Genomic DNA, 26,522 nt, shown 5'->3' on the forward strand with positions numbered 1-26,522 from the left:
GGTAGATGTCTTGCCCCTTTCCCCAAATCTTCGCGGCGCGTTGTTCATGGTGGTAGCGATGGTTGGCTTCACGCTCAACGACGCCATCACCAAATACTCTTCGGAGTCGATGAACATGGCGCAGGTCATGTTGATCAGAGGGGCGTTCGCCTCGCTGTTCGTCGGTCTGCTGGCTTGGCAACGTGGCGCACTTTTTCAGCCGCGCCTGATGCTGCAGCCGCTGGTGGCGGTCCGTGTCCTGGGCGAGGCGGGCGCTACGGTGTCCTTCCTGGTCGCGCTCGCCCATTTGCCGATCGGCAGCGTTTCGGCCGTTCTGCAAGCGCTGCCGCTGGCGGTGACGATGGGCGCGGCGCTGTTTTTCGGTGAAGCGGTCGGCTGGCGGCGCTGGCTGGCGATCGCCATCGGGTTTGCCGGGGTCATCATCATCGTGCGGCCGGGTTTCGAGGGCTTCAGCATTTACTCGCTGGTGGCGCTGGCATCCGTCGCCTGCTGCACGGTGCGGGACCTTGCCACCAAGCGCATCCCCCAGGCCATCCCGACGATGCTGGTCTCGACCGCCACCGCGCTGGCCATGACCGTAGTCGGTGCGTTTTTGTTGACGCCGATGGGTGGCTGGACACCGATGACCGGCAAAAGCACGGCGCTGCTGGCGCTGGCCGCGGTGCTGGTGCTCATCGGCTACCAATTCATCATCATGGCGATGCGATCGGGTGAGATCTCCTTCATCGCCCCGTTCCGCTACACGGCGCTCCTCTGGTCGATACTGCTTGGCTTGATTATTTTCGGTGACATACCGGACGTGCCGATGATTGCCGGCGCGGCAATAGTTGTTGGCTCGGGTCTCTATACGCTTTATCGCGAGCGGATGGTCGGCCGCCGAAAGATCGTCGCCGAAAGCACCGGCCCGGCCATGGCGCCGGAAGGACTCTAGCACCCCCTTGAAGCCGCTTGCGATTTCCCGCGGCTGGCGTACAGGCTGGATAGCATGAAGCGGGATATCGCGGGGATCATCCTGGCAGGTGGCCAGTCGAGGCGGATGGGCGGTGGCGACAAGGCGTTGTTGCCGCTGGGCGGCGGCTGCGTGCTCGACCAGGTGCTGTCGCGATTTGGCCCGCAGCTCGAGACCCTGGCCCTCAGCGCCAATGGCGATCCGGCGCGGTTCGCCCGGTTCGGGCTGCCGGTGCTTGCCGATACCATCGAAGGCTTTGCCGGGCCGCTTGCCGGAATCCTGACCGGCCTGGAATGGGCCGCCACCGGCACGCCTTGCAGGGCGATCGTCACAGCGGCCGGCGACACGCCTTTCCTGCCGCCGGATCTCGTCGATCGTCTTGCGGCGGCGGCGCATCAACACCCCGGTTCGATCGCCGTCGCCTCTTCGGCGGGCCGGCGGCATCCGACCTTCGCGCTGTGGCCAACCGGATGCCGCGAAGCCTTGCGGCATTTCCTGGTCGATGAGGACAACAGGCGCGTTTCGGCCTTTATCGAACAACACGGCCATGTCGACGTGGAATTCCCTGTCCCGCAATCCGTCGGAATCGATCCTTTCTTCAACATCAATGTGCCGGACGATCTTGCCCAGGCTGAACAGCTGTTGCAGAGCATGTCGCCATGAACAGACGCATCTTCGGCATCACCGGCTGGAAAAACTCCGGCAAGACCACACTGACGGAAAGGCTGGTCGCGGAGCTTGTGCGGCGCGGCTGGAAAGTCTCGACGGTCAAACATGCTCATCATCATTTCGACATCGACAAGCCCGGCGCCGACAGCTTCCGCCACCGGCAGGCGGGTGCTACCGAGGTTGCGATCGTATCGGGCAGTCGCTGGGCGCTGATGCACGAATTGCGTGGCGAGCAGGAGCCGCCGCTGGACGCCATCCTGTCGCGGCTCGCCCCCTGCGACATCGTGCTGGTCGAAGGCTACAAGCGCGAATCCCACCGTAAGATCGAAACGAGGCGGCTGGAAGCGAAGGACCGGACGCCGCTTGCGGTGGATGATCCCAATATTGTCGCCGTCGCCGCGGATTTCGCCATCGCCGACCAGAGCCTGCCGGTGTTCGACCTCGATGACGCAAAATCCATAGCCGACTTCATCGAGCGTACGACCGGCCTCGTTGCTTGAGAAGTAACGTAACGGTAGAAGCCCATTACCGATTTCGGCGGTTTTGCGGTTGCTTTCTTCTTGGAAAGAGTGGGAGTATCGGCCTAGCGGGCGGTCAAAAAGCACCGCCCCACAGAGCCGTTTCGGAACGACGGCCGGGACCATAAAGAGAGGACTATCATGCGTATTGCACTGCGTATCGCGCTCGCCGCATCGGCCGCGCTGCTGACGCTCGGCGTAGCCCAGGCCCAGGAGAAGACCCTGCGGATCGGCACCGAAGGCGCCTACCCCCCCTTCAACAACCTCACCGCCGATGGCCAGCTTGTCGGCTTCGACATCGACATCGCCAAGGCACTTTGCGATGAGATGAAGGTCAAGTGCACCTTCGTCGCCCAGGATTGGGACGGCATCATCCCCGCACTTCAGGCCGGCAAGTTCGACGCCATCGTGGCCTCGATGTCGATCACGCCGGAGAGGCAGCAGAAGGTCGACTTCTCGCACAAATACTACAACACCCCGTCGGCGATCGCCGTGCCGAAGGATTCGCCGCTCAAGGGAGTGACCAAGGAAGACCTCGCCGGAAAGAATATCGGCGTCGCCACCACCACCACCCATTTCAACTATGCCTCGAAGACCTACACGGACAGCACCATTAAGGGCTATCCGAGCAGCCCCGAGGAACAGGCTGACCTCGCCAATGGCCGTCTCGACGCCATCGAGGACGATATTGTCGTGCTGCAGCAGTTTCTGGATTCGCCTGAAGGCGCCTGCTGCAAGATTCTCGGCCAGCCCTCGCCGCAACCTGTCGAAATTTTCGGACCTGGCGCCGGCATCGCCGTTCGAAAGGGCGATACCGACCTGGTCAACAAGCTGAATTCCGCCATCGACGCCATCCGCGCCAACGGAAAATACAAGGAAATCAACGACAAGTACTTCAAGTTCGACGTCTACGGCGCCGAGTCCTGATCATCATTGCCAAGGCGGCGGGGTTTCCCTGCCGCCTTGTTCATCTCGGGAGCGCCGTGGGGTAAGGCCAGTCAATGCCAGTCCAAAGCATATGGACACTGCTCAGTTGGGGACCGGAGGGCTGGAGTGACGATATTGCCTATGGTGCGTTGGTCACCATCGCGCTCGCGCTTGCAACGCTGCCGATCGGCCTGACGATCGGCTTTTTCGTAGCCTGGGCCAAGCAGTCCGAAGAACCGTCGCTGCGGCTGGCCGCCAACATCTACACCACCATGTTTCGCGGCCTGCCGGAATTGGTGACGCTGTTCCTGTTCTTCTTCGGCATGCCCATCTTGCTGCAATACGTCATCCGCCTCTTCAAGCCCGAGGCAACGATCGATGTCGACAGCTTCATCGCCGGCATGATCGTGCTGTCGCTGATCTTTTCTTCCTACGCCAGCGAGGTATTCCTCTCCGCCTTTCGCGCCATTCCGAAGGGCCAGTATGAAGGCGGCTATGCAATCGGCCTGTCGAAATGGCTTACCATGCGCAAGGTGATCCTGCCGCAGCTGCTGCGCATCGCCTTTCCCGGCCTTGAGAATTGCTGGCTGAGCCTGCTCAAGGACACCGCCCTCGTCTCGGTCGTCAACCTCGCTGAAACCCTGCGCAATGCCGGCGTGGCGGCACGTGTCACCAAGCATTCCTTCCTGTTCTACAGCGTCGCCGCACTGGTTTTCCTCGTCCTGGCGATCCTGTCGTCGATCGCGACCGGGTTCATCTTGCGCTCGCTGGGGCGGAGGGAGGCACGATGAGCGTCACGGAAGCGATCTCGGTCGACCGCCCGCCGCCGCGGGCACGCGGCTGGCCGCGCACCCGCATCGTCGGTTACGCACTCGTCGGCCTCTGGATCCTCTTCGGCCTCGGTATCCTCGCCTATCTCGTCTACGCCTGGAATGGCGAGTTCTTTGCCAGGTATGTACCCGCCTATCTGCAGGGGCTGTGGACCACGCTGTCGCTCGTGGCGATCTCGATGGTGGCCGGCGCGATCTTTTCGCTGCCCGTCACCTATGGCCGCATGTCGAAGAACCGGTTCTTGTCCGGCCTCGCCTATTGCTATGTCTATTTCTTCCGCGGCACACCGCTGCTCGTCCAGGTCTATCTGGTCTATTACGGGTTGGGTTCGTTCCGGCCGGAACTCAGTGCATTTGGCTTCTATTTGCCGGTCATTAGCGATTGGCAACAAATTATGCCCTACGTAAGCATCCCGACCGGGCTGGCGATCGAAAGATTCACGCTCTGGGATTTCTTCAAAGATGCGTTTTTCTGCGGCGTCTTTGCCTTTGCGCTCAACACCGCGGCCTACCAGGCCGAAATCCTCCGCGGCGCCATCGAGAGTGTTCCCAGGGGCCAATGGGAAGGTGCTGCCTCGCTCGGCCTGCACAAGCTGCAGACGCTGCGCAAGGTCATCCTGCCGCAGGCGTTCATCGTGGCCTTGCGGCCCTACGGCAATGAACTGGTTCTGATGATCAAGGCCTCGGCGATCGTCGCCATCATCACGGTCTACGACTTGATGGGCAATGCGAAACTTGCCTACGCCAAATCCTTCGATTTCCAGGCCTATGTCTGGGTCGCCATCGTCTATCTGGTGATGGTCGAAATCCTGCGCCATGGCGTCGAATGGATCGAGCGCAGGATTACGATCCACCTCAATCGCTGAGCCGCTCCGGATCGGCCTGTGCCAGTCGATGCCGCAGCGCGCGCCTTGACGAATTCGTCGCATGGCCTAGAGCTTCCGCAGCTGAAATCTCTGTTTCGCCGGAAGGACAAGGCATGGCATCGGTGGCATTTCTCGGTCTTGGCGTCATGGGCTATCCCATGGCCGGACACCTGAAGAACAAGGGTGGCCACGACGTGACCGTCTACAACCGCACCCAAGCCAAAGCTGAGCAGTGGGTCGCCCAACATGGCGGCGGCTCTGCCGCGACGCCGGCCCAGGCCGCCGAGGGCAAGGATTTCGTTTTTTCCTGTGTCGGCAACGATGACGACTTGCGCTCGGTGACTACAGGCCCCGCGGGCGCTTTCAAGGCGATGAAGAAAGGCTCGGTCTTCATCGACAACACCACGGCTTCGGCTGAAGTCGCGCGCGAACTGGCCGAAGCCGCGCAATCGGGCGGCTTCTCATTTCTCGACGCGCCCGTCTCCGGTGGCCAGGCGGGCGCCGAGAACGGCGTGCTGACTGTCATGGTCGGCGGCGATGAGGCCGCCTTCGACAGGGCCAGGCCAGTTATCGACGCTTTTGCCCGCATGGTTGGACTGATGGGATCGGCGGGCGCCGGGCAGCTCACCAAGATGATCAACCAGATCTGTATCGCCGGGCTGGTGCAGGGGCTTTCGGAAGGCATCCATTTCGGCAAGAAGGCAGGTCTCGACATTGAGAAGGTCATCGAGGTGATTTCCAAGGGCGCGGCCGGTTCCTGGCAGATGGAAAACCGGCACAAGACCATGAATGCCGGCAAATATGACTTCGGTTTCGCCGTCGACTGGATGCGCAAGGATCTCGGCATCTGCCTTGAAGAGGCCGATCGCAATGGCGCCAGGCTGCCGGTGACCGCGCTGGTCGACCAGTTCTACAAGGACGTGCAGGCGATGGGCGGCAAGCGCTGGGACACGTCCTCGCTGCTGGCGCGGCTGGAGAAGTAGGCGCAGTGTCCCTGCCCGTTCCAGGCTGGACCGCGCAGGACATCGTCGCCCATCTGCGCTCGATCGGAACCGAGGAAACCCGCGCCGGCATGGGGCGGTTCGGTATCAACACCGCGACCGCGCTCGGTGTCGCCAATGCGGATTTGCGGCCTTTGGCGCGCAAGCTGAAACGCAACCACGAGCGATCCCTGGCGCTGTGGGACAGCGGCGTTCGCGAAGCACGGCTGATGGCGGCCTTCACCGGCGAGCCGAAAAAGATCACCATTGAAGAGTGCCGCCGCTGGGCCGGCGATTTCGACTCCTGGGAGATCGTCGACACCGTCTCGGATCTGTTCGTGGACACGCCGTTCTGGCGCCAGCTGGTCGAGGAGTTTGCCACCGACGAGCGCGAATTCGTCCGCCGCACGGCCTTCGCGATGCTGGCATGGGCGTCAGTGCATTTGAAAAAGGAGCCGGACGCGACGTTTCTGTCCTACCTGCCGCTAGTCGAGGCTCATTCCCGCGACGAGCGCAATTTCGTCAGGAAAGCGGTCAACTGGGCGCTGCGGCAAATCGGCAAACGGTCGGTGGGTTTGCATGGCCCTGCCCTTGCCCTGGCGCAGGAACTTGCCAACTCCGCGAACAGGACGGCGCGCTGGATCGGCAAGGATGCGGTGAAAGAACTCTCGCATGCCAAAACCCACGAACGCCTCGCCACCAGAAAGACCTGACAAGGCGGGGATTGCCGCAGCCGGTTCTCGCCGACATGTGACGCGGCTCGAGCATTGACGCCACCGACAGCGGCGTCTTTACTCGCCCGCAAAGGATGCGACCATGAACCATTTCAAAGCGATCCTGGCGCTTGCGGCCGCGCTTGCACTCTCCACCGCGGGCGCTTCGGCCGAGACCACGTACATCTTCTGGAAGGATCTGCGCCCGGCGACGCAGGCCATCGCCGAAGACGCCGGCTTGCCGATGATCGCGGCGAAACTGCCGGATCATGGCGAGACACTCTCAGTCGCCCTGCACGACAAGACCATACAATTAGCCGGCTATGCATTGCCGGTCGATCGCGACGGAGATCTCGTTTATCAGTTCCTGCTGGTGCCATGGACGGGTGCGTGCAGCCACATGCCGACGCCTCCGCCCAACCAGATCGTGCTGGTCACACCAGCCCATCCCTACAAGATGTCCGAGGCCTACCAGTCGGTTGCCGTCACCGGCGCCTTGAACCCCGACATGGAGAAGAGCCAGCTGTTCATTCTCGACGGCGTCAGCGTCATCCAGTCCGGCTATAGCGTGCGCAAGGCAGATGTCGTGGCCGTCGACACGGTTCCGGACTCCGTTGTGTTGCCGGTGAACTCGCCCTGGAGCTTCCTCAACAAGAAGAAGAATTGAACGGCGGGCTCAGGCTGCGTTCGCGCCCGACTCCTTGTCCAGCACCATATAGTCGAGCGGGATTTCGGTCGTGTACTTGATCTGCTCCATGGCGAAGGACGACGACACGTCCCGGATCTCGATCTTGGCGATTAGCCGTTTGTAGAAGGCGTCGTAGGCGGCGATGTCGGGCACCACGACGCGCAAGAGGTAATCGACGTCGCCACTCATGCGATAGAATTCGACCACCTCGGGAAATTCCTGGATGACCTCGGAAAACCGGCGCAGCCATTCATGACTATGCGAATTGGTGCGGATCGACACGAAGACGGTGACCCGCACATTGACCTTCTCGTGGTCGAGAATGGCGACGCGCCGCTTGATGACGCCCTCCTCCTCCAGCTTCTGGATGCGCCGCCAGCACGGCGTGGTCGACAGGCCGACTTTCTTAGCGACATCGGCGACCGCGAGCGTCGCGTCCTCCTGCAGCAGGCGGAGAATTTTTCGGTCGAGGCGATCCATCGGAGGCTCCTGGTGGAATAGTTTCCCTATATTCCCTTTTATTTGGGCCATTCACAAGAAAGAAATTCTGCCCCTTGCGCCAAAAGCGAGTGATTTCTTGCTCAATGCCTAACCGAGGCGATAGCGGATTTCCGAGCGCAGGAAAGGCAGCAAATCCATTTCAAACCACGGATTCTGCTTCAACCAGCCCGTGTTGCGCCAGGATGGATGTGGCAGCGGCAGCACTTTGGGGCCGACGGAATTCTCCCAGATGGCGCGCCAGTCCATCACCGTTTCCGTCAGCGAGGCGCGCCGCGCCGCGCCCATATGCCAGGTCTGCGCGTAGATGCCGATCGTCAGCACCAGGTCGATCCGCGGCATCAGCGCCATCAAGGGCGCGCGCCAGGCCGGGGCGCATTCGCGCCTCGGCGGCAGGTCGCCGCCCTTGGCGTCCTGTCCGGGAAAGCAGAAGCCCATCGGCACGATGGCGAATTTCTCGATGTCGTAGAATTCGTCGCTGGTCACATCGAGCCAAGTCCGCAAACGGTCGCCCGAAGCATCGGTGAAGGGCATGCCCGACAGATGCACCTTGGTTCCCGGTGCTTGGCTGGCGATCAGGATACGGGCGCTGGAAGAGGGTCGCAGCACCGGACGCGGCTCATGCGCCAGCGGCTTGCCGATGGGATCGTCCGCGCAGATGCGGCAAGCGCGGACCGTCGCGGCGAATCTGTCCAGTTCCACGCTCAAGCAGCGGCACTCGGCCGGCTGGAGATTGCCTGATGCCAACGCGACACATTGGTGCATTCCTCCGGCACCTTGATGCGTGCCGGCTTCATGAAGTCGATCGCGATCAGCCCTGTGATGTCGGCAATGGAATAGCTGTCGCCGGCGACGAATTCACGGCTGCCGAGTTCAGCATCGAGCAGCATGAGAAACTCCACCGCCTTCGGCTTGTTGGCCTCACCCCATTCGGGGATCTGCGGAATTTCCCATTCCTTCATGGCGGGATGGATATGGCGGAAAGCCTGCGTGACGCTGCTGAGCAGGTTGAACTCCATCCGCCTCTGCCACATCTCGACCTTTGCCTTGCCAAGCGCGTCGTGTCCGAACAATGCCGGCTCGGGATGGAGTTCCTCGAAATAGCGGCAGATGGCGACGGATTCGGTGAGGATGGTGCCGTCATCGAGTTCCAGCACCGGCAGGCGCCGCAGCGGGTTGCGCGAGCTTACCGGCTGCTGTTTGTGCTCCAGCGCGCCCATGTCGACGGGCACCAACGGAACCGCGATCCCCTTCTCGGCGAGAAAAATCCGAACCCGCCGAGGGTTGGGTGCCCGGCCGCCGTCGAACAGCTTCATTTCGATCCTCCTTTTCCTTCCGCCAGACACGCTTCACCAGAAGCGAAAGATCTCGCGCGCCGCGTCGCCGATCGACGCCAGTGTGCCATGTTTTCGCTCGACGACCTCGCCGTGGTGACTATCGCGCCAGTCCTGCGGCAGGTCGAACGTGCCCGCCCAGATGCCAACCCTGGCCGCGCGGGCCGTTGCTTCATCGCCTTCGAAAGCGCCATAGGCAACGGCCCAGCCGGCCTCGACCTGGGCGCGGTTTAGGTCGGTGCCGCCGGCCTTGCAGTCGCCGAGCAACCGGCCATAGCGGTCGCGCTGCCAGCCGCTGCAGGTGACCGGCCTGCCGGCGATCAGCCGCACCAGCGACTGGCGCGCCAGCGTGCCACAGGCATAATCGGCGCCGTTCTTGTGGCAAGTCTGGGTGTATTCCGGGGCGTCGATGCCGCGCATGCGGATGCGCTCGGCGCCGACCGTGATCGAATCGCCGTCATTGATGATGGCTGTACCTTGCGTCTTGCGTGTCTCCACTCGATCGAGACGCGCCGCAAGCAGGATCAGCAGCCCCAGAATGATGACGGTCAGCCCGTAATCCAGCAGCTTTCGCCACGGACTTCTCGGGCGCGCTGCCGCGTACCTCGGGCGCGACCTTGGCGACCACGAACGGCTCATATGGCAAACGGTTGGTTAATCATTCGAACGTAGCTTAACACCTTGAAATCGCTGCGCGCATAAATTGAAGCTTTTGATGCCCTTGCAACGCTCGAACACGGCGGACAAGTTCATTGTGGACCGCAGGAAACGGCATCGCAACAGCGATGTCGCGCGCGCGGTTCGCAAGACGCGCGACCGTCTTTCGCAGCAGGCCGGCAATCTCGATTTCGACCGCGAGCTGCTGAAGCTCCATGCCCAGGCGATGACCAGCGGTGCCGTCGTCATCCCGATGCTCGTCCTGGCGATCGCCGCGGCCGGTCGTCTGGCCGGTGTCGGCAATGAGATCGGGCTCTGGGCGTTGTTTACGCTGACCTCTTATACGATCGTCGTTTTCATGGCGCGGCGCATCGAGCGCACGGAAGCTTCCGAACTTAACGCCTTGCAAACGCGAAGGGAATTCCTGGTCGGCCACTTCCTTTGTGGTCTGGGCTGGGCCTGGTTCGTCTGGCTGGGCTGCGGGGCCTGCGAGGTCGACCAGTTCCAGGCGGTCAAGGCGGTGGTGCTGCTGTTTGCCATGGCAGGGACGGCGCTCATGGCCTCGTCCCTGGGCGGAGCACTGCTGGCGACCTTCGCGGTTCCAGTGGCGCTCTACGCCTATGCCGCGACCAAGTCCTGGATGCCGGTCGGGGCCACCATGGCTGCGCTGCTTGTCCTGTCGCTGCCTTTCTTCGCCTATATTGCCAGTCACCTCAATCGTTTTTCCCTGCTGCTGTTGTCGTTCCGCTCCGAAAAGGACGCGCTGATCGCCGAAGTGGAGACGGCGAAGTCGATGTCGGACGAGGCGCGGCGGCGGGCTGAGGACGCCAACCTGGCAAAATCGCGTTTCCTCGCTTCGATGAGCCACGAATTGCGCACGCCGCTCAACGCCATTCTCGGCTTTTCCGAGGTGATGGCGAACGAAGTCCTCGGGCCGATGAGCAATCCCACCTATCGTGACTACGCCCACGACGTGCATGACTCAGGCCAGCATCTGCTCGACCTGATCAACGAGATCCTCGACCTATCGCGCATCGAGGCCGGCCGCTACCAGCTCAACGAGGAGCCGGTCATGTTGCTCAACATCGTCGAGGATTGCTGCCACATGATGGAGTTGAAGGCGCGCAACAAGGACATCCGCGTCATCCAGGATTTCGAACAGACATTGCCGCGGCTGTTCGCCGACGAGCGCGCCGTGCGCCAGATCACGCTCAACCTTCTGTCCAATGCCATCAAGTTCACCGCCACCGGCGGCGAAATCCGCGTCCGGGTCGGCTGGACGGCGGGCGGCGGACAATACATTTCGATCAAGGACAACGGTCCGGGCATTCCCGAAGACGAGATTCCGGTCGTGCTTTCAGCCTTCGGCCAGGGTTCGATCGCCATCAAGAGCGCCGAGCAAGGCACCGGGCTTGGCCTGCCGATCGTCCAAGGGCTGCTCGCCATGCATGGCGGCGAGTTCGAGCTTCATTCCAAGCTGCGCGAAGGCACCGAGGCGATCGCTATTTTCCCGCTGAGCCGGGTGATGGAAGAACTGCCGGCGCTGCCGACCGCGGCGGTGGCCGCGCGACGGCGGTAAGGACCCCGTAAACGCTGGTGCTGCGTGGTCAACCCCGCACAGCCGCCGCCATGCCCGAACTGGTCAGTGCCGCCGCCTTGACCAGCCCAGCCGCCAGAGCGGCTCCCGCCCCTTCGCCGTGGCCGATCCCCAGATCGAGCAGCGGACGCAGCCCGAGGTGCTCGGCCGCCCTTGCATGCGCGGACTCCGGCGACAGGCTGGCGAGAAGACAATGATCAAGGGCTGCGGGGTTCGCTGCATGCAGCACCGCCGCGGCTGCCGTTGCCGCGAAGCCATCGAGCAGTACCGGTATCCGCTGCATCCGCGCGGCAAGGATTGCGCCGGCTATCGCCGCGAACTCGCGGCCGCCGACCCGGCGCAGCGCCTCAAGCGGGTCTTCGAGATGGCGGCCATGAAAAGCCAGCGCCGCATCGACAACCTCTGCCTTGCGGGCCCGCATCGCCGCGTCGGCGCCGGATCCCGGGCCAACCCAGTCGGCACCCCTGCCCCTCAAAAGCGCGGCGAGCAGGGCGGCGGCGACGGTGGAATTGCCGACGCCGAGATCGCCGAGGCAAAGCAGGTCGGTGCCGCCGGCAATCGCCTCCATGCCGAAGGCCATGGTGGCGGCGCAACCGCGCTCATCGAGCGCCGCGTCCTCGGTGATGTCGCCGGTCGGGATGTGCAGGGCAAGATCGAACACCTTCAGACCGAGGTCGTTGGCAATGCAGATCTGGTTGATCGCCGCACCGCCGGCCGCGCAAAGCTCGACCGCGTTAGCGGTCGCCGCCACGGGCCTCGGCGAAATGCCTTGCCTGGCAACGCCATGGTTGCCGGCAAAGACAGCCATCAGGGGCCTAGTCACGGCAGGCGGAGCGCGACCGCTCCAGGCTGCGAGCCAGGCGGCGATGTCCTCGACGCGGCCAAGCGAATTCTCAGGCTTATCGGCCTTGGCAAACAGTGTGCGCACGCGCGCTTCAGCTTTGAGGTCGGCCAATGGCAGATTGCCGAGCAGGTCGCGGAAATCATCGAAAGGCAGTGCACTGGTCATGTCGCGAACAATCGTTCCTGGAGCAGAGGAGCGGAATAGCTGTCTTGCGTGACCGGCACAACCTCCTCGATCGTCCTTCCTGATTTGCCGCAAAGGCGGCCACGGAAGGCGCGATCGGGAGGGCTTGCATTGGCTTTGCCGTTGCACCATGTGGAGGTGGAAGAGCGGATTCCGGACCGGGTCCACCGAGAGAAAGTCATGACGGCCATCGAATCTCCCTGCATCCTGGTCTGTTCGATCGATATGAAAACCGGCTTCTGCTTCGGTTGCGGCCGCACGCGCGAGGAGATCGGCGCCTGGATAGGGATGACGCCCGAGACGCGCCGCAGCGTGATGGCCGAACTGCCAGCCCGGCTCGAAACCGTCGAGCGCCGGCCGCGCCGGGAAACGCGCCGCACCCGCATGGCGCGTGAACGCGACGCACTCTAGCGAGGGACGAGTGAGCAGCCGGCTGTTCTGGGTTGTGATGGCGGTGATCGGTGTAGGGGCAGCCCTGCTCATGCTCAACGATTCCGCCGGCAGCACGTTCGGCGTCGAGAATTACGATTTTGGCCGGCTGATCTGGCTTGGGGCTTTCGGCGCCCTTATCGGCGCCGGCTTGCTGCGGTCCGCTCCGCTGGGAGTGATGGCCCGCAATCTCGGCGCCTGGGCGGCTATCGTGCTCGCGCTGATCGCCGGCTATCAATATCGCTACGAGCTGCAGGACGTCGCCAGCCGGGTGACCGCCAGCCTTGTTCCCGGCAGCCCGCTGGCGCTCGGTGTCGAAGACGGCCACGCCACCGTGACCTTGGACAAGGCCGACAATGGCCATTTCGAAGCGCGCATCCTGGTCAACGGCAACCCGGTTCGCGCCGTTGTCGACACCGGCGCCACCAGCACGGTGCTGAGTTCGGAGGACGCCCAGGCCTCAGGCTTCAATCCCGCGGCACTCAACTACACGATACCGGTTTCGACCGCCAACGGCATGGCGCGCGCCGCGGCGAGTCAAAACCGACGAACTGGCGATCGGCGGCATCGTGCGCAAGGATATGCCGGTGATGATCGCCGCTCCAGGCATGCTGAGCCAAAGCCTGCTCGGCATGAACTTCATCGGTTCGCTGTCGGGCTTCGACGTGCGCGGCGACCGGATGATCCTCAGGGACTGAGCTCAGGCCGCTTCGGCCGCTCCTCCGAGTTCGACAGCCGCGAAAGCCGTCTTCAGCACGTCAGCCCCGGCCCCGGGTCGGGTTGCGTCGGTGGACAGGATCTGACGATAGCGGCGAGCGCCGGGCAGCCCATGAAACAGCCCGACCATATGGCGGGTGACATGGCCGAGCCGGCCGCCTTGTTCGATATGGCGCGCCGCATACTCCGCCATAGCATCGATCAGTGCCGCGAAATCGAACGCCTCCGACCGCGCACCGTAGAAGGCGGCGTCAACACCGGCCAGAATGCCTGGTGTGTGGTACGCGGCGCGGCCGAGCATGGCTCCGTCGACATGATCGAGATGCAGCCGCGCCTCGTCAAGAGACTGAATACCGCCATTGATGCCTATGAATTTGCTTTGTTTTCTAGCCTTCAACCGATAAACCCTGTTATAGTCTAGCGGCGGGATGTCGCGATTTTCCCTGGGGCTCAGCCCTTCCAGCCAGGCCTTGCGAGCATGCACCCACAAGGCATCGGCGCCGGCATCGAACACCCCATTCGCCAGCGCATCGAGCGCGGGCTCCGGATCCTGTTCGTCGACGCCGATGCGGCACTTGACCGTGACTGGCACCGTCACCGCCGCCTTCATCGCCGCGACGCAGGTTGCGACGAGGTCGGGTACTTTCATCAGGCAAGCGCCGAACGTGCCCGACTGGACGCGGTCGGACGGGCAGCCGACATTGAGATTGATCTCGTCATAACCGAAGGCTTCGCCAACGCGCGCCGCTTCGGCAAGTTTTGCCGGATCGGAGCCGCCAAGTTGCAGGGCGACGGGATGTTCCACCTCATCGAAGCCAAGCAGCCGCTCGCGCGCGCCGTGGATGACCGCGTCGGCCACAACCATTTCGGTATAAAGCAGCGCATGTGTCGTCAGCTGGCGATGGAAGAACCGGCAATGCCGGTCCGTCCAGTCCATCATGGGTGCAATAGCCAGTCTATACTGTTGATTTTTCAGCATTTTCTTTAACATTCAAAACGCTAGACCCTGCCGGGTGCACACGAATTTACGCCAAGTCGATCATGGTGAGACGCTGACAAAGTCCCGTATAGCGCGCCTGAAGCCCTTCGGCGAATTCGTCGACCTTCATATCGACGACATGTGCGATGTAGGCAAGTCCCTCTCCGATCTGTGTCGTAAGCACATGAGTTGTCCGGATTAGGTAGCAGATGAGTTGTCCGGGTTTATCGCCCGCCAAAGGAGGCTTGGGATGCCACGGACAGCATGGCTGAACACCAGCCTTCAAATCCAACTGCACGAATTTTTCCAAAGCAGGAACATAGAAGCATTGTGCGAGTTAGGCACGGACGCCTGCTCGCGTTCACGATCTGCCAGGGTTCTCTTTGATGTTCGAACGAATGCCCAAGACAATGTATCGCTGTCAGCTTTTCGTATCTGCCTTTGGTTTGTTGTTGCTGATGGGCGACCTGCTCCACGATGACAGGGCCATGGCGCAGCAGGCTTGTCCGGCCGATCACGATAGGCTGCTTACAGTCCTCAAAGCCAATGTGAAGGCAAGCGGCGGACCAGCCAATGGCGGCTTTGAAACCAACGAATGGGGCGCGATCGTTGCCCGCGATGGCACTGTCTGCGCGATTGCGTTCAGCGGCCCGGCAGTCGATTCGCAATGGCCGGGCAGTCGGCTCGTCGCAGCGGAGAAAGCCAACACCGCCAATGGTCTCAGCCTGGCTCAAATGGCCCTGTCGACGGCCAATCTCTACGCTGGCGTGCAACCGGGTGGGCCGCTGTTCGGGCTGCAGGCGACCAACCCCGTCAACCAAGCCGCGGCTTATGCGGGCGATCCCAAAACCTTCGGCAGCGCCAACGATCCGTTGGTCGGCAAGCCTATCGGCGGCGTCGTCGTGTTTGGCGGGGGCTTGGCCCTTTACGACGGCAAAACGATCGTCGGCGCGCTTGGCGTCAGTGGCGATTCCTCTTGCGCCGACCACAATGTCGCCTGGCGCGTTCGCGCGGCTCTCGGCCTCGACAAGGTCCCGGCAGGCGTCAATCCCAACCGTAAGGATGCCATCATCTATGATCTCGATCCCGGCGGAAAAAGCGCCTCCGGCTGGGGTCACCCGCTATGCTCGGGCACCGAGGCCGACATCGCAGCGGAAATCGGTTCAGGCGTCGGAGGCGCGACACCGAAATGAAGCAAGCAGCGCGGTGTGCAACACCCTGCGTCGACGCGGTACGCACGAACCGCCCGGCGGCAGCTAGAAAACGTCTCCAGAGCTTCCTTGCGGGGTTGCTGCTGGCTTGCACTCCTCTGCTGACAGGCGCTTCCGAAGCTCCGCCACCGTCAGCGATCTCGCCGCCGGCTTCCGCCGCACCGCGCGACGATGGGCAATGGACGATGCCGGCCAAGAACTACGCGTCGACCCGCTACAGTGAACTCACGGAAATCAACGAAGGCAATGTCAAGAACCTGCAGGTGGCCTTCACCTTCTCCACCGGCGTCAACAAAGGCCAGGAAGCGGCGCCGCTGGTCGTCGGCGGCACGATGTACATCGTGACCCCCTTCCCCAACATGGTCTACGCGCTCGACCTCACCAAGCCAGGCGCGCCGATGAAATGGAAGTTCGAACCCAATCCCGAACCCGCGGCGCAAGGGGTTGCCTGTTGCGACGTCGTGAATCGCGGCGCGGCTTTCGCGGACGGGCGCATCTTCTTCAACACACTGGACGGTCACACCATCGCACTCGATGCGAACACCGGTCAGCCGATCTGGAACTCCCATATCGGCAACATCAACATAGGCGAGACCATCACCATGGCGCCGTTGGTGGTGAAAGGCAAAGTGCTGGTCGGCAATTCAGGCGGCGAGATGGGCGTCCGCGGCTGGGTCAAGGCGCTTGACGCCGGCGACGGTCATGTCGTCTGGACGGCCTACGGCACCGGACCGGACAAGGACGTGCTGATCGGCCCCGATTTCAAGCCGCATTACGACATGGACAAGGGCAAGGACCTCGGCGTCACGACATGGCCGCCGGAAGCCTGGAAAATCGGCGGCGGCAACATGTGGGGCTGGATTTCCTACGACCCGGATCTCAACCTGATCTTCCACGGCACCGGCAACCCTGGACCGTGGAACCCGGATCTGCGGCCCGGCGACAACAAATGGACGTCAGGGATTTTCGCCCGCGACCCCGATACCGGAGCGGCGAAATGGTTCTACCAGTGGAGCCCGCACGACCTTCATGACTATGACGGGATCAACGAGCAGGTCCTGCTCGACATGAACTGGCAGGGCAAGCCGCGCAAGGTGCTGGTCCGGCCCGAGCGCAACGGCTATCTCTACATTCTCGACCGGACCACCGGCGAAGTGCTGTCCGCGAAGCCCTACGGCCCCGTCAATTCCAGCAAGGGTGTCGACCTCGACAGCGGCCGTCTGATCGAGAACCCGGACAAGAAGACCGGTACCGGCAAGGTCGTCCGCGACATCTGCCCGACCGCGTCAGGGCTCAAGGATTGGCAGCCTTCCGCCTTCTCGCCGAAGACAGGGCTGCTCTACATACCGCATAACAATCTGTGCATGGACGAAGAAGGCGTCGAGGTGAACTACATTGCCGGCACGCCCTATGTCGGCATGAACGTGCGCATGATCCCCGGGCCTGGTGGGAACCGGGGCGCCTTCACCGCTTGGGACATCGCCGCGGAGAAGCCCGCCTGGAGCCTCAAGGAGAACTTCCCGGTGTGGAGCGGCGCGGTCGTGACCGCCGGCGATGTCGTCTTCTACGGAACCATGGAGGGTTGGTTCAAGGCGGTCAGCGCCAAGACCGGCGAGCTGCTTTGGCAATTCAAGACGTCGTCCGGCATCATCGGCCAGCCCATCACATATCGCGGCCCCGACGGACACCAATATGTGGCGATCCTGTCGGGTGTAGGCGGCTGGGCCGGCGCCATCGTGTCCGGCGATCTCGATCCGCGCGACGCCACCGCTGCCCTCGGTTTCGTCAACGCGATGAAGGATCTCAAGGACGCGACAACGGCGGGAGGCACGCTCTATGTGTTCCGGCTGCCCTGAGGCACTCGAGCGGGCCCCGCGCCAGGTGCGAAAGGCGCTCCAGCGACTGGCAACCGGCATGGTCGCCCTCGCCTTGCTGCTCTTGCCGGCGACAGCGAATGTGCGTGAACTGAGGGTCTGCGCCGACCCGAACAACATGCCCTTCTCCAACGCCGCCGGTCAGGGCTTCGAGAACAGAATCGCTGAGATCGTGGCCGCCGATCTCGGCGCCAAACTGACCTACACTTGGTGGGCACAGCGCCGGGGCTTCGTGCGCAACACGCTGAAGGCCGGCCTTTGCGATCTCGTGCCCGGCACGCCGGCCAATCTCGAAATGCTGCGCACCACCACCCCCTATTATCGGTCGTCCTATGTTTTCGTCACCCGCCAGGACGGCCCGGATGTGGCATCCTTCAACGATCCGCGGCTGCGCGCCATGCGGATCGGCGTGCAACTCATCGGCGACGACGGGGCCAATTCGCCTCCCGTCCAGGCGCTCGGCCGCCGCGGCATCGTCGGGCATCTCGTCGGCTATCCCGTCTATGGCGACTACTCCGCACCCAACCCTCCGGCGCGCATCGTCGAAGCAGTGGCGACCGGAGACATCGATCTTGCCGTCGTCTGGGGCCCGCTCGCCGGCTACTTCGCCGCCAAGCAGAAAGTGCCTCTCCGCGTCACGCCCGTCACGCCTCGCATCGACGGGCCGCAATTGCCCATGATCTACGACATCTCGATGGGCGTTCGGCGCGAGGACGATGCGCTGCGTGGCGATGTGAACAGCGCGCTGGCCAGGCACAAGGCCGAGATCGACGCATTGCTGTCGCAATATGGCGTGCCGCGCCTCGATGGCCCGGGGAGCCCAGTGCGATGAAGCACGGTGCCGCCATGCTCTTGTTTACGGCCCTAGCGCTTACGGCATGCCAGCGCGAGGAGCGCGACACGCGCCCGCAATCCTCGCTCGGATCGGGCGAGCAGCCGGCGCCTGTGACCACATTGGAACCCGGTGGAAAGCGGCCTTCGGCCAGCGACAACAAGGCAGCCAGCTTCGAGGCCAATGCCTTCCACCTCAGCGAGGGCAAGCGCCTGTTCAGCTGGTTCAACTGTTCGGGCTGTCATGCCAATGGCGGCGGCGGCATGGGGCCGGCCTTGATGGACCAGAAATGGCTTTACGGCAGTTCGATCGAAAGCATCCACGCCACCATCCGCGATGGGCGGCCAAAAGGCATGCCGAGCTTCCGCGACAAGATACCCGATGACCAGATTTGGGAGCTTGCCGCCTTCGTTCGCTCGCTGAGTGGCAACGCACCCTCGTCCGCCGCGCCGCAACGCAATGACGACATGATGCCGCATCCGTCGGAAAATCGCATGCCGGATGCAGCCACGCTGGGGAAATCACCGTGAAGCGCCTTGCGTCGACCGGGTTCGGCACGGCCTGCGTCTTATTTCTGCAGGGATGCGCGGGATGGCAATCAGCGCTCGACCCGAAAGGGCCAGCTGCCAGTGAGCTGGCATGGCTCATCTGGTTTTTCACCGCGCTTTGCGCGGTGATCTGGGTCCTGGTGATGATCGCTCTTGCCACACCGTTGATGATGCGGTCGCGGGACGGCGCCGAGCCGCTCGTGCTCGACGCCGGCGCCGACCATCGAAAGTTGCGCGTTGTCGTGGTTGCCGTCGGGCTGACCGCAGCCATCGTGGTCGGGCTGACCTTGCTGAGCTTCTTCGCCAACAGGACGCTTGCGGCGATCGGCTCCGACGCCGCGCTCACCATTCGCGTCACGGGCCACCAATGGTGGTGGGAAGTGCGCTACGAAGACGCCACGCCGAGCCGTATCCTGACCACGGCGAACGAAATCCACATCCCCGCCGGGGAGCCCGTACGGCTTCTGCTGACATCGACGGACGTGATCCATTCCTTCTGGGTGCCGAGCCTTTCCGGCAAGCTCGACCTCATCCCCGGCCATATCAATGTGCTCGACATCAAGGCCGACAAGCCTGGCGTATATCGCGGCCAGTGCGCCGAGTTCTGCGGTGCGCAGCATGCGAACATGGGTACCTTCATCATCGCCGAGCCGAAGGAAAAGTTCGACGCTTGGTGGAACGACCAGTTGCAGCCGTCTGGCCCTCCGGCGAGCGACGAGGCCAAGGCTGGCGAGGACCTGTTCCTCAAGCGTCCCTGCGTGATGTGCCACAGGATCGGGGGCACTCCAGCGGGAGGAACCGTCGCGCCGGATCTGACGCATATTGCCAGCCGGCGCACGCTCGCCGCCGGCACGTTGACGATGAGCCGAGGCAATATCGCTGCCTGGATAGCGGACCCCCAAGGCGTGAAGCCCGGTTCCCACATGCCTGTGGTGGAGCTCAACGGCGACGAACTCAACGCCATCGTCGCCTATCTCGAGGGTCTGAAATGAGCAGCGCGGATCTGATCAGCGAACGCGACCTGCCGCCGAAACGCGAGACCGCCACCAAGGGCGACCTGGCTCCCGAGCATGACGGACCGCGCGATACCGGCATGGACGATGCCAGCCTGCACCACTGGCTCACGCGGGCATGGCGCACGCCGCCCGGCATCATCGGAGCATTGTCGAGCGTCGACCACAAGGTCATCGCAAGGCGCTATCTGATCACGGCCTTCATCTTCCTGTGCCTTGGCGGGCTGAACGCGGTCGCCATGCGAATCCAACTCTCCGGGCCGCAGCGCGGGCTGATCGGGCCGGACCTCTACAACCAGCTGTTCACGATGCATGGCGTCACCATGATGTTCCTGTTCGCTGTGCCCATCGTTCAGGCAACGGGAATCTATCTGGTGCCGCTGATGGTCGGCACCCGTAACATCGCCTTCCCGCGGCTCAATGCATTCGGCTACTGGATCTACGTCTCGGGCGGGGCCTTTGCCTGGATCTCATTCCTCCTCAACATGGCGCCGGACGTCGGCTGGTTCGCCTATGTGCCCCTATCCGGACCGGAATTCTCTCCTGGCAAGCGCGCTGACGTCTGGGCGCAAATGATCACCTATACCGAAGTGTCGTCGCTTGCGGTCGCCGTCGCCACCATCGTCACCGTGTTCAAGCAACGCGCGCCCGGCATGTCGCTGGACAAGATACCGCTTTATGTGTGGGCACTGCTGGTCACTTCCTTCGTCGTCGTCTTCGCGATGCCGGCGGTCATGATCACCTCGACCTTCCTCATTCTCGACCGGCTTGTCGGAACCCACATTTTCAACCCCGCGGAGGGCGGCGACGCCCTGCTGTTTCAGCATCTGTTCTGGTTCTTCGGTCATCCCGAGGTCTACATCATCTTCCTGCCGGCGACGGGCATGGTCTCCTCCATCATTCCCGCTTTTGCCCGGCGACCGACGTTCGGCCATTTAGGGCTGGTCCTGTCGCTGATCGCGGTGGGTTTCCTGTCGTTCGGCCTCTGGGTGCATCATATGTTTGCAACCGGATTGCCGAAGCTCGGGGCGAGCTTCTTCACGGCGTCCAGCATGCTGATCGCCATCCCCAATGGCGTGCAGATCTTCTGCTGGCTGGCGACCTTGTGGGATGGCAGACCGGTGATCCGCACGCCGCTGCTGTTCGTCTTCGGCTTCTTCTTCATCTTCGTCATCGGCGGGCTAACCGGCGTCATGCTCGCCTCGGTGCCGCTCGACCTTCAGGTGCACGACACCTACTTCGTCGTCGCCCACTTCCACTATGTGCTGATCGGCGGATCGGTATTCCCGCTGCTGGGCGCGGCCTATTTCTGGTTCCCCAAGATCACCGGGCGCATGATGAGCGAACGTCTCGGACGCTGGCATTTCGGGCTGGCCTTCATCGGCTTCAACGCGGCCTTCTTCCCGATGCATCTCGTCGGCCTGTGGGGCATGCCGCGCAGGGTCTATACCTATCCGGCGGAGCTTGGCTGGGGCAACATCAACCTGTTCATCAGCGCCGGCGCGGTGCTGTTCTTCCTAAGCTTCGTGCTGTTCACCTTCAACCTGATACATGGCGCATTGAAAGGGGCTCCGGCCGGCGATAACCCCTGGGATGCCGGCACCCTGGAATGGGCCACGTCGTCCCCGCCTCCAAGTTACAATTTCTCGCGCATTCCGATCGTGACGAATGTCGAGCCGCTGTGGGCCGAACGAGAGGCGCTTCCCGTCGCAACCGGACTCCGCGTCGATGTCCGCGAGTTGCTCATCTCGACGGTGGCGGAGGCCTACCCCGACATCCGCGAGAAATCGGCGACGCCGTCGATCTGGCCGCTGCTGGCGGCGATCGCCGTGGGCGGCACGTTCCTCTACTCGATCTTTACGCCGTGGGCGATCGTCTGGGGCGCCATGCCGATCGCGCTCACGCTGCTCGGCTGGTTCTGGCCCAAGGGCGATCCGGAGGACGAGGAATGAATCAGCGGCCCGTCACCGACCTTTCCGCCCTCCCTACGTTTGGCCATGGTCCGCGCAGCCCAACCTGGTGGGGCACGCTCGGCTTCATGGCATTGGAAGGGACGGGCTTCGCGCTGGCGGCCGGCGCCTATCTCTATCTGGCGATGTCATGGCCCAACTGGCGTCTGAGCGCCCCGGAACCTAACCATTGGCCGGGAACGATCGTCACCCTGTTGCTGATCGCCAGCCTGGTGCCAAACCACATCCTCAATCGCTACGCCGAGCATTGCGCCATCGTACCGGTGCGGATCGGCATGGTCGTGATGTCGCTGTTCGGTGTCGCCCCGCTCGTGGTGCGCTGGTTCGAGTTCCCGGCATTGAATATCTTTTGGGACACAAACGCCTACGGCTCGATGCTTTGGGTGTTGCTTGGACTGCACACCACGCATCTGATCACCGACGTGGGCGACACGATCGTGCTGACGGTGCTGATGTTCACACGCCATGGGTATAGCGGCCGGCGCTTCGGCGATGTGGGCGACAACGTCTTCTACTGGGATTTCGTGGTGCTCACCTGGATCCCGATCTACCTGCTCATCTACTGGGTACCGAGGCTAGGCTGATGCGCGCGCTGCGGTTGGGAATGTCCTGGGGTGGTCTTCTGTCGGGGCCTTTGGCTTGGGCAATCTCGACGCAGCTGAACTACGCGCTTGTTCCGTGGCAGTGCAATCGCCAGATTCCGGTCGTGCTTCCGATCGCATTGCTGCTGGCCTTCCTTTCACTTCTCGGCGGCATGCTTTCTTGGCGGGCACGGCGGCAAGGGGGCGCGGCTTTCAAGCCGGAGCGCACGCGCGGCACCGAGCAATTCGTCGCCGATCTCGGCATTCTTGCGGCTTTGCTTTTTGCCCTCGTCATCGTCATGCAGGGCAGCGCCGCACTCATTCTCGACGAGTGCCTGCGATGAGCTTCGAGGCCTTCTTCTCAACCTCGATCTGCTATGGCGCCGGCGCGCCCGAAGCGGGATGGACGCTTGCGTTTCCCATCACGCTCCCTTTGGCCGCAATCGCGCTCATCTATGCGCTCGGAGCGAGCCGGCTATGGCGCCGCAGCAGCCGGGGCCGCTCCGAGCGGACGCGGCAAGTTCTGTTGTTCACCGCCGGCTGGGGCGTGCTGACCGGAGCGCTGGTCAGCCCGATCCATGCGCTTGGCGAACGGGTGTTTGCCGCCCACATGATCGAGCATGAACTGCTGATGGCGGTAGCGGCGCCACTCCTTGTCGCCGCCTGCCCCGGCGCAGCCCTGATATGGGCATTGCCGACCGGACTTCGCCGAGGGACGGGAAGGCTCACGCACGGCAGGACTCTTCGTGCGATCTGGACCGTTGCCAGCCGCCCCCTCAACGCAACCGCCATCCACGGCATCGCGATCTGGATCTGGCACGTTCCCGTCCTGTTCGAGGCAGCGCTTCAGCAGGGCGTGCTGCACTACGCCCAGCATGCGAGCTTCCTCGGCACAGCCCTGCTGTTCTGGTGGGGGATTCTGCCGCGTTCCGGCCGCCAGCAGGCCTATGGCAGCGCGGTCATGCATCTCTTCTTCACGTCACTGCACACTGGTCTGCTCGGCGTGCTGCTGCTGTTGTCGCCCAGACTCTGGTACCCGCAGAATGCCGCCGGCGCGGCGCTCTGGGGTCTAACCCCGATCGAGGACCAGCAGCTCGCCGGACTGGTGATGTGGGTTCCGGCTGGCCTGATCTATGGCGGAGCCGCCTTGCTGCTTGCCGGCCTTTGGATAAGCAAGAGCGGAATCAGGGAGGCAAGCCATGCGCTCCGGCCTGGCTAGGATGGTGGGCAGCGCGCTCGCCGCGATCCTGCTGCTGACCGCGGCAGTCGCCGCAGCGACCTTGTGGTCCGACCGGCGCGATCGTGTTCGCCACGAATCGGACATGGCGACCGGCGGCTTGGAAGCGCGCGCCATTCCGATCATGATCGCGAACGGCTGCTCCGGATGCCATACGATCCCCGGCGTGCCGGGGGCACAAGGCCAGGTTGGTCCGCGCCTCGATTCCAGCCTTGCCGACCGGGTCTTTATCGCCGGCATACTGGCGAACAATCCGGAGAACCTGATCCGCTGGATACGAGCGGCCAGGGAGATCAATCCGCACACGGCAATGCCATCGACGGGGATCACAGAGCAGCAGGCGCGTGATATCGCTGCCTACCTCTACGCCCTGTAATGATCAGCCCTCGCCGCCGCGCCGGGACCACAGGCCGCGGCCGGGGTCGTAGCCGACCACTGCCGCCAGGAAAAACACGACGAGGCAGGCGAGAACGACAAGGGCGGAAACGGGATCGAAGCGCAGATAGAGCGTGAAGCGTATCAGTTCGACCGCCGAACTGAACGGCCCTCGAGCGACAGCGCCTTCATGGACCGATCACCACTCCCCAGGGGCCGCGTCCCACCGGCACCGACTTCACCACCTCCTCATTCTCCAGATCGATGAACGAGATGTCGCCGGAATTGCCATTGGCACCGCCAGCGTCTTGGCATCCACTTCGGCCACCCGGTTGGCCGGACCGAGCGCGACATAGGCAGTGGCGCCGTCGCGTGCCATTTCGATGTCGACCGCCTGGACGCCCTCGCTGCGGATGCCGGGGACCTCGAACTCGACCTTGCCGGTCTCTGCACGAGACGTGGTGTCGAGACGGTCACCGTTCCGCGACCAACAGAAGCAGCAGGATAGGAGTTCATTGACGACCTGAGGGTCGGCCACGTCGACTTCGCCTCTTCGCCCGCAGGCCGTCAACTGGCGACGGAAGAACCGGCAATACCGATCCGTCCAATCCATCATAGGTGCAGTTAGCGAATTTTGCTTCCAGCATGTTTGATTTTAGTTGCTCTCTGCCGAGGCTGGTCAGTGTTGATCACCGAACAGCGTGCAAAGCCTGTAATCTACTGCATTCTCTTTGCATTTCAAACACTTGGCAGGCGAGAATTGCCGCGATTTCACGGCTGTTCGATGCTCGTTTGAATCGGTTTAGATTCATATTAATTTCAAAAATGCAATAGGCATATTGAATTATCCACAAATTGGAGTAGCTTTTTAGCTATTGCTAATAAAAGGAGGACGGCATGCATATCCGTGCGTGCCAAGGGAGGGGGGTCATCATCATGGCCTATTTATTGCCTGATAGCATCCGCCGGCTGCGGATGATCCACGCGCGCAGGACACGTCCGCGCGGGAACGCCTGACCGGGGCATGAGCGAAGGGCTTGGAACGCCCTCGACGCCCTACCCCCATTCCACCACTCCAGTTTCTTTAACGAGGACGCGTAGCGCCGGCCATACCGGCGGATGCGCGCCCATGCGGCCGGTTGCCGGCGTTGGGGCCGATTTGCGCCTGCCGCAATAACCAGGGAGAATTCCGATGGCGCTCGACATCCTCGCCCAAGACATCATCATCGACGAAACGACCGGCCTCCAAGACAATGATATCAACCCGGCCGTTGCGCCGTACAGCACCAACACGACGCTGCAATATCTCGAGACTCTCGGTTCTCCGCTCGAAACCGCATTCCAGGCTAACTTCGTGCGGGCCACGGCGAGCGCCGGAGAAACCATCAACTCGATCGTTCTTACGCAAAACGCTTCCGGCACGCCGTTCTCCACCACGGTTGGCGTGAACAGCAACCTTCAGACTGACGACGGAAAATATATATGGCTGTTCCAGGACGCAACGCATGCGAACGTCGTGATCGGTGTCATCGGCACCTCTGATCCGTCTGCCGCGCCCGTTGCGAATGGCCCCCTCGCCTTCTCGTTTGGTCTGGACTCCACGAGCGCCACAAACGCGGACCTTTACTTAGTCGAGTATGTGCCGTTGCACCATCCGGACGCGACCAACCCGGACGACCGCATCGATCTAACCGATAAGGTGTTCGCATCGGTCGCCGGAACCTCGGTGGTTAATTTCTCGGGCCAGAACGCGGCTCCCGGCAATCATGATTTCTATGTGATCGATTCGGGAAGCGACGCTACGAAGCAGATTTTGGTGACAGGTTTCCTCGGGGCGGCCAATGCCACCGCCAACGTCAGTACACAAGGCTTCGGCGTCAACAACCAGAGCATCAATCCGGCTGAGGCGTTGCAGGTCGATTTTGTGACTGGCGGCACCTTGGCCGCGGGTACAGCTTCGCAGATACAGTACGGCGGCCACCTCGAGAACATTACGCAGGCCGGGTTTACGATCAACCAGATCACGCCTTCCAATCCGAGTTTGCGGGTGGACATCAAAATCAGCACCGTCAATGTCACGGGCAACGAGCAAGGCTTGAACTTTTATGACGGCAGCCCCACCACCCCCGCGCCTATCGCCAGCCTTACGCTGACCGGCACATCCGGGTTTGCGTCGCCGATCACCGCTAATGGCACCTATGCCACGGGAAGCGGCAACGTCACCGTCAGCGGCATGGGCACAGGCACCGTAACCATCACCGGCCTCGACAACGTCACCACCGTCAACATCACCACGAGCAATCCCATGGATCGGCTGACGGTTACGGGGGTCGATGCAAACGAAGGCTGTGACATCACCGAGTTCCATTTCACGGCGCAAAACACCAATGGCCATACCGAGGAGGTCGGCTCTTTCATCAACTTTGACGATGACGGGCCGAGCATATCGACGACCGGCACCGAGCCGACGCTAACCGTCGACGAGACGGTTCTTGGGACCGAC

The 26,522-nt window shown here is 62.7% G+C and carries 30 protein-coding genes and 2 pseudogenes; 23 read left to right on the forward strand and 9 right to left on the reverse strand.

Going from position 1 to position 26,522, the window contains the following annotated elements; all coding sequences use genetic code 11:
* Nucleotides 1–10: 10 nt before the first annotated feature.
* The 9 genes from FJW04_RS28825 (at nucleotide 11) to FJW04_RS28865 (ending at nucleotide 7,119) form a co-directional block, all read left to right on the forward strand.
* Nucleotides 11–931, forward strand: coding sequence for a DMT family transporter (locus FJW04_RS28825; RefSeq protein ID WP_015317858.1), 921 nt, complete (start codon nucleotides 11–13; stop codon nucleotides 929–931).
* A gap of 54 nt (nucleotides 932–985) precedes the next feature.
* Nucleotides 986–1,612 carry a molybdenum cofactor guanylyltransferase MobA gene (mobA, locus tag FJW04_RS28830; protein ID WP_140718205.1) on the forward strand — a complete coding sequence of 209 codons (627 nt, stop codon included), beginning with the start codon at nucleotides 986–988 and terminating at the stop codon, nucleotides 1,610–1,612.
* Nucleotides 1,609–2,118 (forward strand): molybdopterin-guanine dinucleotide biosynthesis protein B, encoded by a 510-nt coding sequence (gene mobB / locus FJW04_RS28835; RefSeq protein WP_140619683.1) that lies wholly within the window; start codon nucleotides 1,609–1,611, stop codon nucleotides 2,116–2,118. The genes mobA and mobB overlap by 4 nt, the downstream gene beginning before the upstream one ends.
* A gap of 159 nt (nucleotides 2,119–2,277) precedes the next feature.
* Nucleotides 2,278–3,063 (forward strand): ABC transporter substrate-binding protein, encoded by a 786-nt coding sequence (locus FJW04_RS28840; RefSeq protein ID WP_015317855.1) that lies wholly within the window; start codon nucleotides 2,278–2,280, stop codon nucleotides 3,061–3,063.
* Between the two features lie 74 nt (nucleotides 3,064–3,137).
* Nucleotides 3,138–3,854 carry an ABC transporter permease gene (locus FJW04_RS28845; RefSeq protein WP_015317854.1) on the forward strand — a complete coding sequence of 239 codons (717 nt, stop codon included), beginning with the start codon at nucleotides 3,138–3,140 and terminating at the stop codon, nucleotides 3,852–3,854.
* Entirely contained in the window at nucleotides 3,851–4,759 is a 909-nt protein-coding gene (locus FJW04_RS28850; RefSeq protein ID WP_140718207.1) for an ABC transporter permease, read from the forward strand. Before FJW04_RS28845 ends, FJW04_RS28850 begins: the two co-directional genes overlap by 4 nt.
* Before the next feature lie 113 nt (nucleotides 4,760–4,872).
* Nucleotides 4,873–5,742: an NAD(P)-dependent oxidoreductase gene (locus FJW04_RS28855; protein WP_140718209.1), complete on the forward strand. Its 870-nt coding sequence runs from the start codon at nucleotides 4,873–4,875 to the stop codon at nucleotides 5,740–5,742.
* A gap of 5 nt (nucleotides 5,743–5,747) precedes the next feature.
* Nucleotides 5,748–6,452 (forward strand): DNA alkylation repair protein, encoded by a 705-nt coding sequence (locus FJW04_RS28860; protein WP_140718210.1) that lies wholly within the window; start codon nucleotides 5,748–5,750, stop codon nucleotides 6,450–6,452.
* A gap of 103 nt (nucleotides 6,453–6,555) precedes the next feature.
* The gene (locus FJW04_RS28865; RefSeq protein ID WP_140718212.1) at nucleotides 6,556–7,119 is read left to right on the forward strand and encodes a DUF3299 domain-containing protein; all 564 of its coding nucleotides are present in this window, start codon (nucleotides 6,556–6,558) and stop codon (nucleotides 7,117–7,119) included.
* A gap of 9 nt (nucleotides 7,120–7,128) precedes the next feature.
* On the opposite strand, the gene FJW04_RS28870 is transcribed toward FJW04_RS28865, so the two are convergent.
* The 4 genes from FJW04_RS28870 to FJW04_RS28885 form a co-directional block, all read right to left on the reverse strand.
* Entirely contained in the window at nucleotides 7,129–7,620 is a 492-nt protein-coding gene (locus FJW04_RS28870) for an Lrp/AsnC family transcriptional regulator (protein WP_006205209.1), read from the reverse strand.
* 108 nt (nucleotides 7,621–7,728) lie between these two features.
* On the reverse strand, nucleotides 7,729–8,403 hold the full coding sequence (locus FJW04_RS28875) for a uracil-DNA glycosylase family protein (RefSeq protein WP_140619690.1): 675 nt from the start codon (nucleotides 8,401–8,403) through the stop codon (nucleotides 7,729–7,731).
* On the reverse strand, nucleotides 8,343–8,954 hold the full coding sequence (locus FJW04_RS28880; RefSeq protein WP_140619692.1) for a glutathione S-transferase: 612 nt from the start codon (nucleotides 8,952–8,954) through the stop codon (nucleotides 8,343–8,345). Before FJW04_RS28880 ends, FJW04_RS28875 begins: the two co-directional genes overlap by 61 nt.
* A 33-nt stretch (nucleotides 8,955–8,987) precedes the next feature.
* Nucleotides 8,988–9,611 carry a thermonuclease family protein gene (locus tag FJW04_RS28885; protein ID WP_140718214.1) on the reverse strand — a complete coding sequence of 208 codons (624 nt, stop codon included), beginning with the start codon at nucleotides 9,609–9,611 and terminating at the stop codon, nucleotides 8,988–8,990.
* A gap of 76 nt (nucleotides 9,612–9,687) precedes the next feature.
* On the opposite strand from FJW04_RS28885, the gene FJW04_RS28890 reads away from it, so the two are divergent.
* Complete coding sequence (locus FJW04_RS28890; RefSeq protein WP_140619699.1) at nucleotides 9,688–11,208, forward strand: HAMP domain-containing sensor histidine kinase; 1,521 nt, start codon at nucleotides 9,688–9,690, stop codon at nucleotides 11,206–11,208.
* Nucleotides 11,209–11,236: 28 nt separating this feature from the next.
* On the opposite strand, the gene FJW04_RS28895 is transcribed toward FJW04_RS28890, so the two are convergent.
* On the reverse strand, nucleotides 11,237–12,235 hold the full coding sequence (locus FJW04_RS28895; protein WP_140619701.1) for a nicotinate-nucleotide--dimethylbenzimidazole phosphoribosyltransferase: 999 nt from the start codon (nucleotides 12,233–12,235) through the stop codon (nucleotides 11,237–11,239).
* A gap of 198 nt (nucleotides 12,236–12,433) precedes the next feature.
* On the opposite strand from FJW04_RS28895, the gene FJW04_RS28900 reads away from it, so the two are divergent.
* A complete protein-coding gene (locus FJW04_RS28900; RefSeq protein WP_041163452.1) occupies nucleotides 12,434–12,664 on the forward strand; it encodes a DUF1289 domain-containing protein in 231 nt (76 codons plus the stop codon).
* A gap of 37 nt (nucleotides 12,665–12,701) precedes the next feature.
* Nucleotides 12,702–13,380 (forward strand): annotated as a pseudogene (locus FJW04_RS28905) (TIGR02281 family clan AA aspartic protease).
* Nucleotides 13,381–13,382: 2 nt separating this feature from the next.
* Here FJW04_RS28905 and dusA read toward each other — a convergent pair.
* The gene (gene dusA / locus FJW04_RS28910) at nucleotides 13,383–14,378 is read right to left on the reverse strand and encodes a tRNA dihydrouridine(20/20a) synthase DusA (RefSeq protein WP_140619703.1); all 996 of its coding nucleotides are present in this window, start codon (nucleotides 14,376–14,378) and stop codon (nucleotides 13,383–13,385) included.
* A 46-nt stretch (nucleotides 14,379–14,424) separates the two neighbouring features.
* Complete coding sequence (locus tag FJW04_RS30130; RefSeq protein ID WP_157163660.1) at nucleotides 14,425–14,562, reverse strand: hypothetical protein; 138 nt, start codon at nucleotides 14,560–14,562, stop codon at nucleotides 14,425–14,427.
* A gap of 274 nt (nucleotides 14,563–14,836) precedes the next feature.
* On the opposite strand from FJW04_RS30130, the gene FJW04_RS28920 reads away from it, so the two are divergent.
* The 10 genes from FJW04_RS28920 to FJW04_RS28965 all read left to right on the forward strand — a co-directional run bounded on the left by FJW04_RS28920 (nucleotide 14,837) and on the right by FJW04_RS28965 (nucleotide 24,020).
* Nucleotides 14,837–15,571 (forward strand): heme-binding protein, encoded by a 735-nt coding sequence (locus FJW04_RS28920; RefSeq protein WP_224587218.1) that lies wholly within the window; start codon nucleotides 14,837–14,839, stop codon nucleotides 15,569–15,571.
* A 116-nt stretch (nucleotides 15,572–15,687) separates the two neighbouring features.
* Nucleotides 15,688–17,445: a methanol/ethanol family PQQ-dependent dehydrogenase gene (locus FJW04_RS28925; protein ID WP_280739578.1), complete on the forward strand. Its 1,758-nt coding sequence runs from the start codon at nucleotides 15,688–15,690 to the stop codon at nucleotides 17,443–17,445.
* Entirely contained in the window at nucleotides 17,426–18,295 is an 870-nt protein-coding gene (locus tag FJW04_RS28930; RefSeq protein WP_140619707.1) for a substrate-binding domain-containing protein, read from the forward strand. Before FJW04_RS28925 ends, FJW04_RS28930 begins: the two co-directional genes overlap by 20 nt.
* Nucleotides 18,292–18,825 (forward strand): c-type cytochrome, encoded by a 534-nt coding sequence (locus tag FJW04_RS28935; protein WP_140619709.1) that lies wholly within the window; start codon nucleotides 18,292–18,294, stop codon nucleotides 18,823–18,825. The genes FJW04_RS28930 and FJW04_RS28935 overlap by 4 nt, the downstream gene beginning before the upstream one ends.
* Nucleotides 18,822–19,835 (forward strand): cytochrome c oxidase subunit II, encoded by a 1,014-nt coding sequence (gene coxB / locus FJW04_RS28940; RefSeq protein ID WP_140619711.1) that lies wholly within the window; start codon nucleotides 18,822–18,824, stop codon nucleotides 19,833–19,835. Before FJW04_RS28935 ends, coxB begins: the two co-directional genes overlap by 4 nt.
* Nucleotides 19,832–21,808 carry a cytochrome c oxidase subunit I gene (gene ctaD, locus FJW04_RS28945; RefSeq protein ID WP_140619713.1) on the forward strand — a complete coding sequence of 659 codons (1,977 nt, stop codon included), beginning with the start codon at nucleotides 19,832–19,834 and terminating at the stop codon, nucleotides 21,806–21,808. The genes coxB and ctaD overlap by 4 nt, the downstream gene beginning before the upstream one ends.
* Nucleotides 21,805–22,410, forward strand: a complete 606-nt coding sequence (locus FJW04_RS28950) for a cytochrome C oxidase subunit III (RefSeq protein ID WP_140619715.1) — start codon at nucleotides 21,805–21,807, stop codon at nucleotides 22,408–22,410. The genes ctaD and FJW04_RS28950 overlap by 4 nt, the downstream gene beginning before the upstream one ends.
* Entirely contained in the window at nucleotides 22,410–22,751 is a 342-nt protein-coding gene (locus FJW04_RS28955; protein WP_140718216.1) for a hypothetical protein, read from the forward strand. Before FJW04_RS28950 ends, FJW04_RS28955 begins: the two co-directional genes overlap by 1 nt.
* Nucleotides 22,748–23,626, forward strand: coding sequence for a cytochrome c oxidase assembly protein (locus tag FJW04_RS28960; RefSeq protein WP_140718218.1), 879 nt, complete (start codon nucleotides 22,748–22,750; stop codon nucleotides 23,624–23,626). Before FJW04_RS28955 ends, FJW04_RS28960 begins: the two co-directional genes overlap by 4 nt.
* A complete protein-coding gene (locus FJW04_RS28965; protein WP_140663731.1) occupies nucleotides 23,607–24,020 on the forward strand; it encodes a c-type cytochrome in 414 nt (137 codons plus the stop codon). Before FJW04_RS28960 ends, FJW04_RS28965 begins: the two co-directional genes overlap by 20 nt.
* Before the next feature lie 187 nt (nucleotides 24,021–24,207).
* Here the strand turns inward: FJW04_RS28965 and FJW04_RS30690 are convergent, their stop codons facing one another.
* Together FJW04_RS30690 and FJW04_RS28975 are read right to left on the reverse strand one after the other, a co-directional pair.
* Nucleotides 24,208–24,294: a hypothetical protein gene (locus tag FJW04_RS30690; protein ID WP_348642004.1), complete on the reverse strand. Its 87-nt coding sequence runs from the start codon at nucleotides 24,292–24,294 to the stop codon at nucleotides 24,208–24,210.
* Complete coding sequence (locus tag FJW04_RS28975) at nucleotides 24,258–24,557, reverse strand: hypothetical protein (RefSeq protein WP_246674056.1); 300 nt, start codon at nucleotides 24,555–24,557, stop codon at nucleotides 24,258–24,260. The genes FJW04_RS30690 and FJW04_RS28975 overlap by 37 nt, the downstream gene beginning before the upstream one ends.
* A 654-nt stretch (nucleotides 24,558–25,211) precedes the next feature.
* Between FJW04_RS28975 and FJW04_RS28980 the strand changes: the two are divergent.
* A pseudogene (locus tag FJW04_RS28980) lies at nucleotides 25,212–26,522 on the forward strand (hypothetical protein); the annotation flags it as partial.

It is taken from the genome of Mesorhizobium sp. B2-7-3, assembly GCF_006440715.1.
GTDB classification, from domain to species: domain Bacteria; phylum Pseudomonadota; class Alphaproteobacteria; order Rhizobiales; family Rhizobiaceae; genus Mesorhizobium; species Mesorhizobium australicum.

What these genes read in the sequence shown, in the direction of transcription:
- FJW04_RS28960 (WP_140718218.1), top strand. Translation starts at nt 22,748, where the DNA reads ATGAGCTTCGAGGCCTTCTTCTCAACCTCGATCTGCTATGGCGCCGGC.
- FJW04_RS28930 (WP_140619707.1), top strand. Translation starts at nt 17,426, where the DNA reads ATGTGTTCCGGCTGCCCTGAGGCACTCGAGCGGGCCCCGCGCCAGGTG.
- FJW04_RS28900 (WP_041163452.1), top strand. Translation starts at nt 12,434, where the DNA reads ATGACGGCCATCGAATCTCCCTGCATCCTGGTCTGTTCGATCGATATG.
- FJW04_RS28870 (WP_006205209.1), bottom strand. Translation starts at nt 7,620, where the DNA reads ATGGATCGCCTCGACCGAAAAATTCTCCGCCTGCTGCAGGAGGACGCG.
- ctaD (WP_140619713.1), top strand. Translation starts at nt 19,832, where the DNA reads ATGAGCAGCGCGGATCTGATCAGCGAACGCGACCTGCCGCCGAAACGC.
- FJW04_RS28840 (WP_015317855.1), top strand. Translation starts at nt 2,278, where the DNA reads ATGCGTATTGCACTGCGTATCGCGCTCGCCGCATCGGCCGCGCTGCTG.
- mobB (WP_140619683.1), top strand. Translation starts at nt 1,609, where the DNA reads ATGAACAGACGCATCTTCGGCATCACCGGCTGGAAAAACTCCGGCAAG.
- dusA (WP_140619703.1), bottom strand. Translation starts at nt 14,378, where the DNA reads ATGCTGAAAAATCAACAGTATAGACTGGCTATTGCACCCATGATGGAC.
- mobA (WP_140718205.1), top strand. Translation starts at nt 986, where the DNA reads ATGAAGCGGGATATCGCGGGGATCATCCTGGCAGGTGGCCAGTCGAGG.
- FJW04_RS28920 (WP_224587218.1), top strand. Translation starts at nt 14,837, where the DNA reads ATGGGCGACCTGCTCCACGATGACAGGGCCATGGCGCAGCAGGCTTGT.
- FJW04_RS28885 (WP_140718214.1), bottom strand. Translation starts at nt 9,611, where the DNA reads ATGAGCCGTTCGTGGTCGCCAAGGTCGCGCCCGAGGTACGCGGCAGCG.
- FJW04_RS28890 (WP_140619699.1), top strand. Translation starts at nt 9,688, where the DNA reads ATGCCCTTGCAACGCTCGAACACGGCGGACAAGTTCATTGTGGACCGC.
- FJW04_RS28850 (WP_140718207.1), top strand. Translation starts at nt 3,851, where the DNA reads ATGAGCGTCACGGAAGCGATCTCGGTCGACCGCCCGCCGCCGCGGGCA.
- FJW04_RS28965 (WP_140663731.1), top strand. Translation starts at nt 23,607, where the DNA reads ATGCGCTCCGGCCTGGCTAGGATGGTGGGCAGCGCGCTCGCCGCGATC.
- FJW04_RS28875 (WP_140619690.1), bottom strand. Translation starts at nt 8,403, where the DNA reads ATGCACCAATGTGTCGCGTTGGCATCAGGCAATCTCCAGCCGGCCGAG.
- FJW04_RS28895 (WP_140619701.1), bottom strand. Translation starts at nt 12,235, where the DNA reads ATGACCAGTGCACTGCCTTTCGATGATTTCCGCGACCTGCTCGGCAAT.
- FJW04_RS28935 (WP_140619709.1), top strand. Translation starts at nt 18,292, where the DNA reads ATGAAGCACGGTGCCGCCATGCTCTTGTTTACGGCCCTAGCGCTTACG.
- FJW04_RS28855 (WP_140718209.1), top strand. Translation starts at nt 4,873, where the DNA reads ATGGCATCGGTGGCATTTCTCGGTCTTGGCGTCATGGGCTATCCCATG.
- FJW04_RS28880 (WP_140619692.1), bottom strand. Translation starts at nt 8,954, where the DNA reads ATGAAGCTGTTCGACGGCGGCCGGGCACCCAACCCTCGGCGGGTTCGG.
- FJW04_RS28955 (WP_140718216.1), top strand. Translation starts at nt 22,410, where the DNA reads ATGCGCGCGCTGCGGTTGGGAATGTCCTGGGGTGGTCTTCTGTCGGGG.
- FJW04_RS28950 (WP_140619715.1), top strand. Translation starts at nt 21,805, where the DNA reads ATGAATCAGCGGCCCGTCACCGACCTTTCCGCCCTCCCTACGTTTGGC.
- FJW04_RS28845 (WP_015317854.1), top strand. Translation starts at nt 3,138, where the DNA reads ATGCCAGTCCAAAGCATATGGACACTGCTCAGTTGGGGACCGGAGGGC.
- FJW04_RS28865 (WP_140718212.1), top strand. Translation starts at nt 6,556, where the DNA reads ATGAACCATTTCAAAGCGATCCTGGCGCTTGCGGCCGCGCTTGCACTC.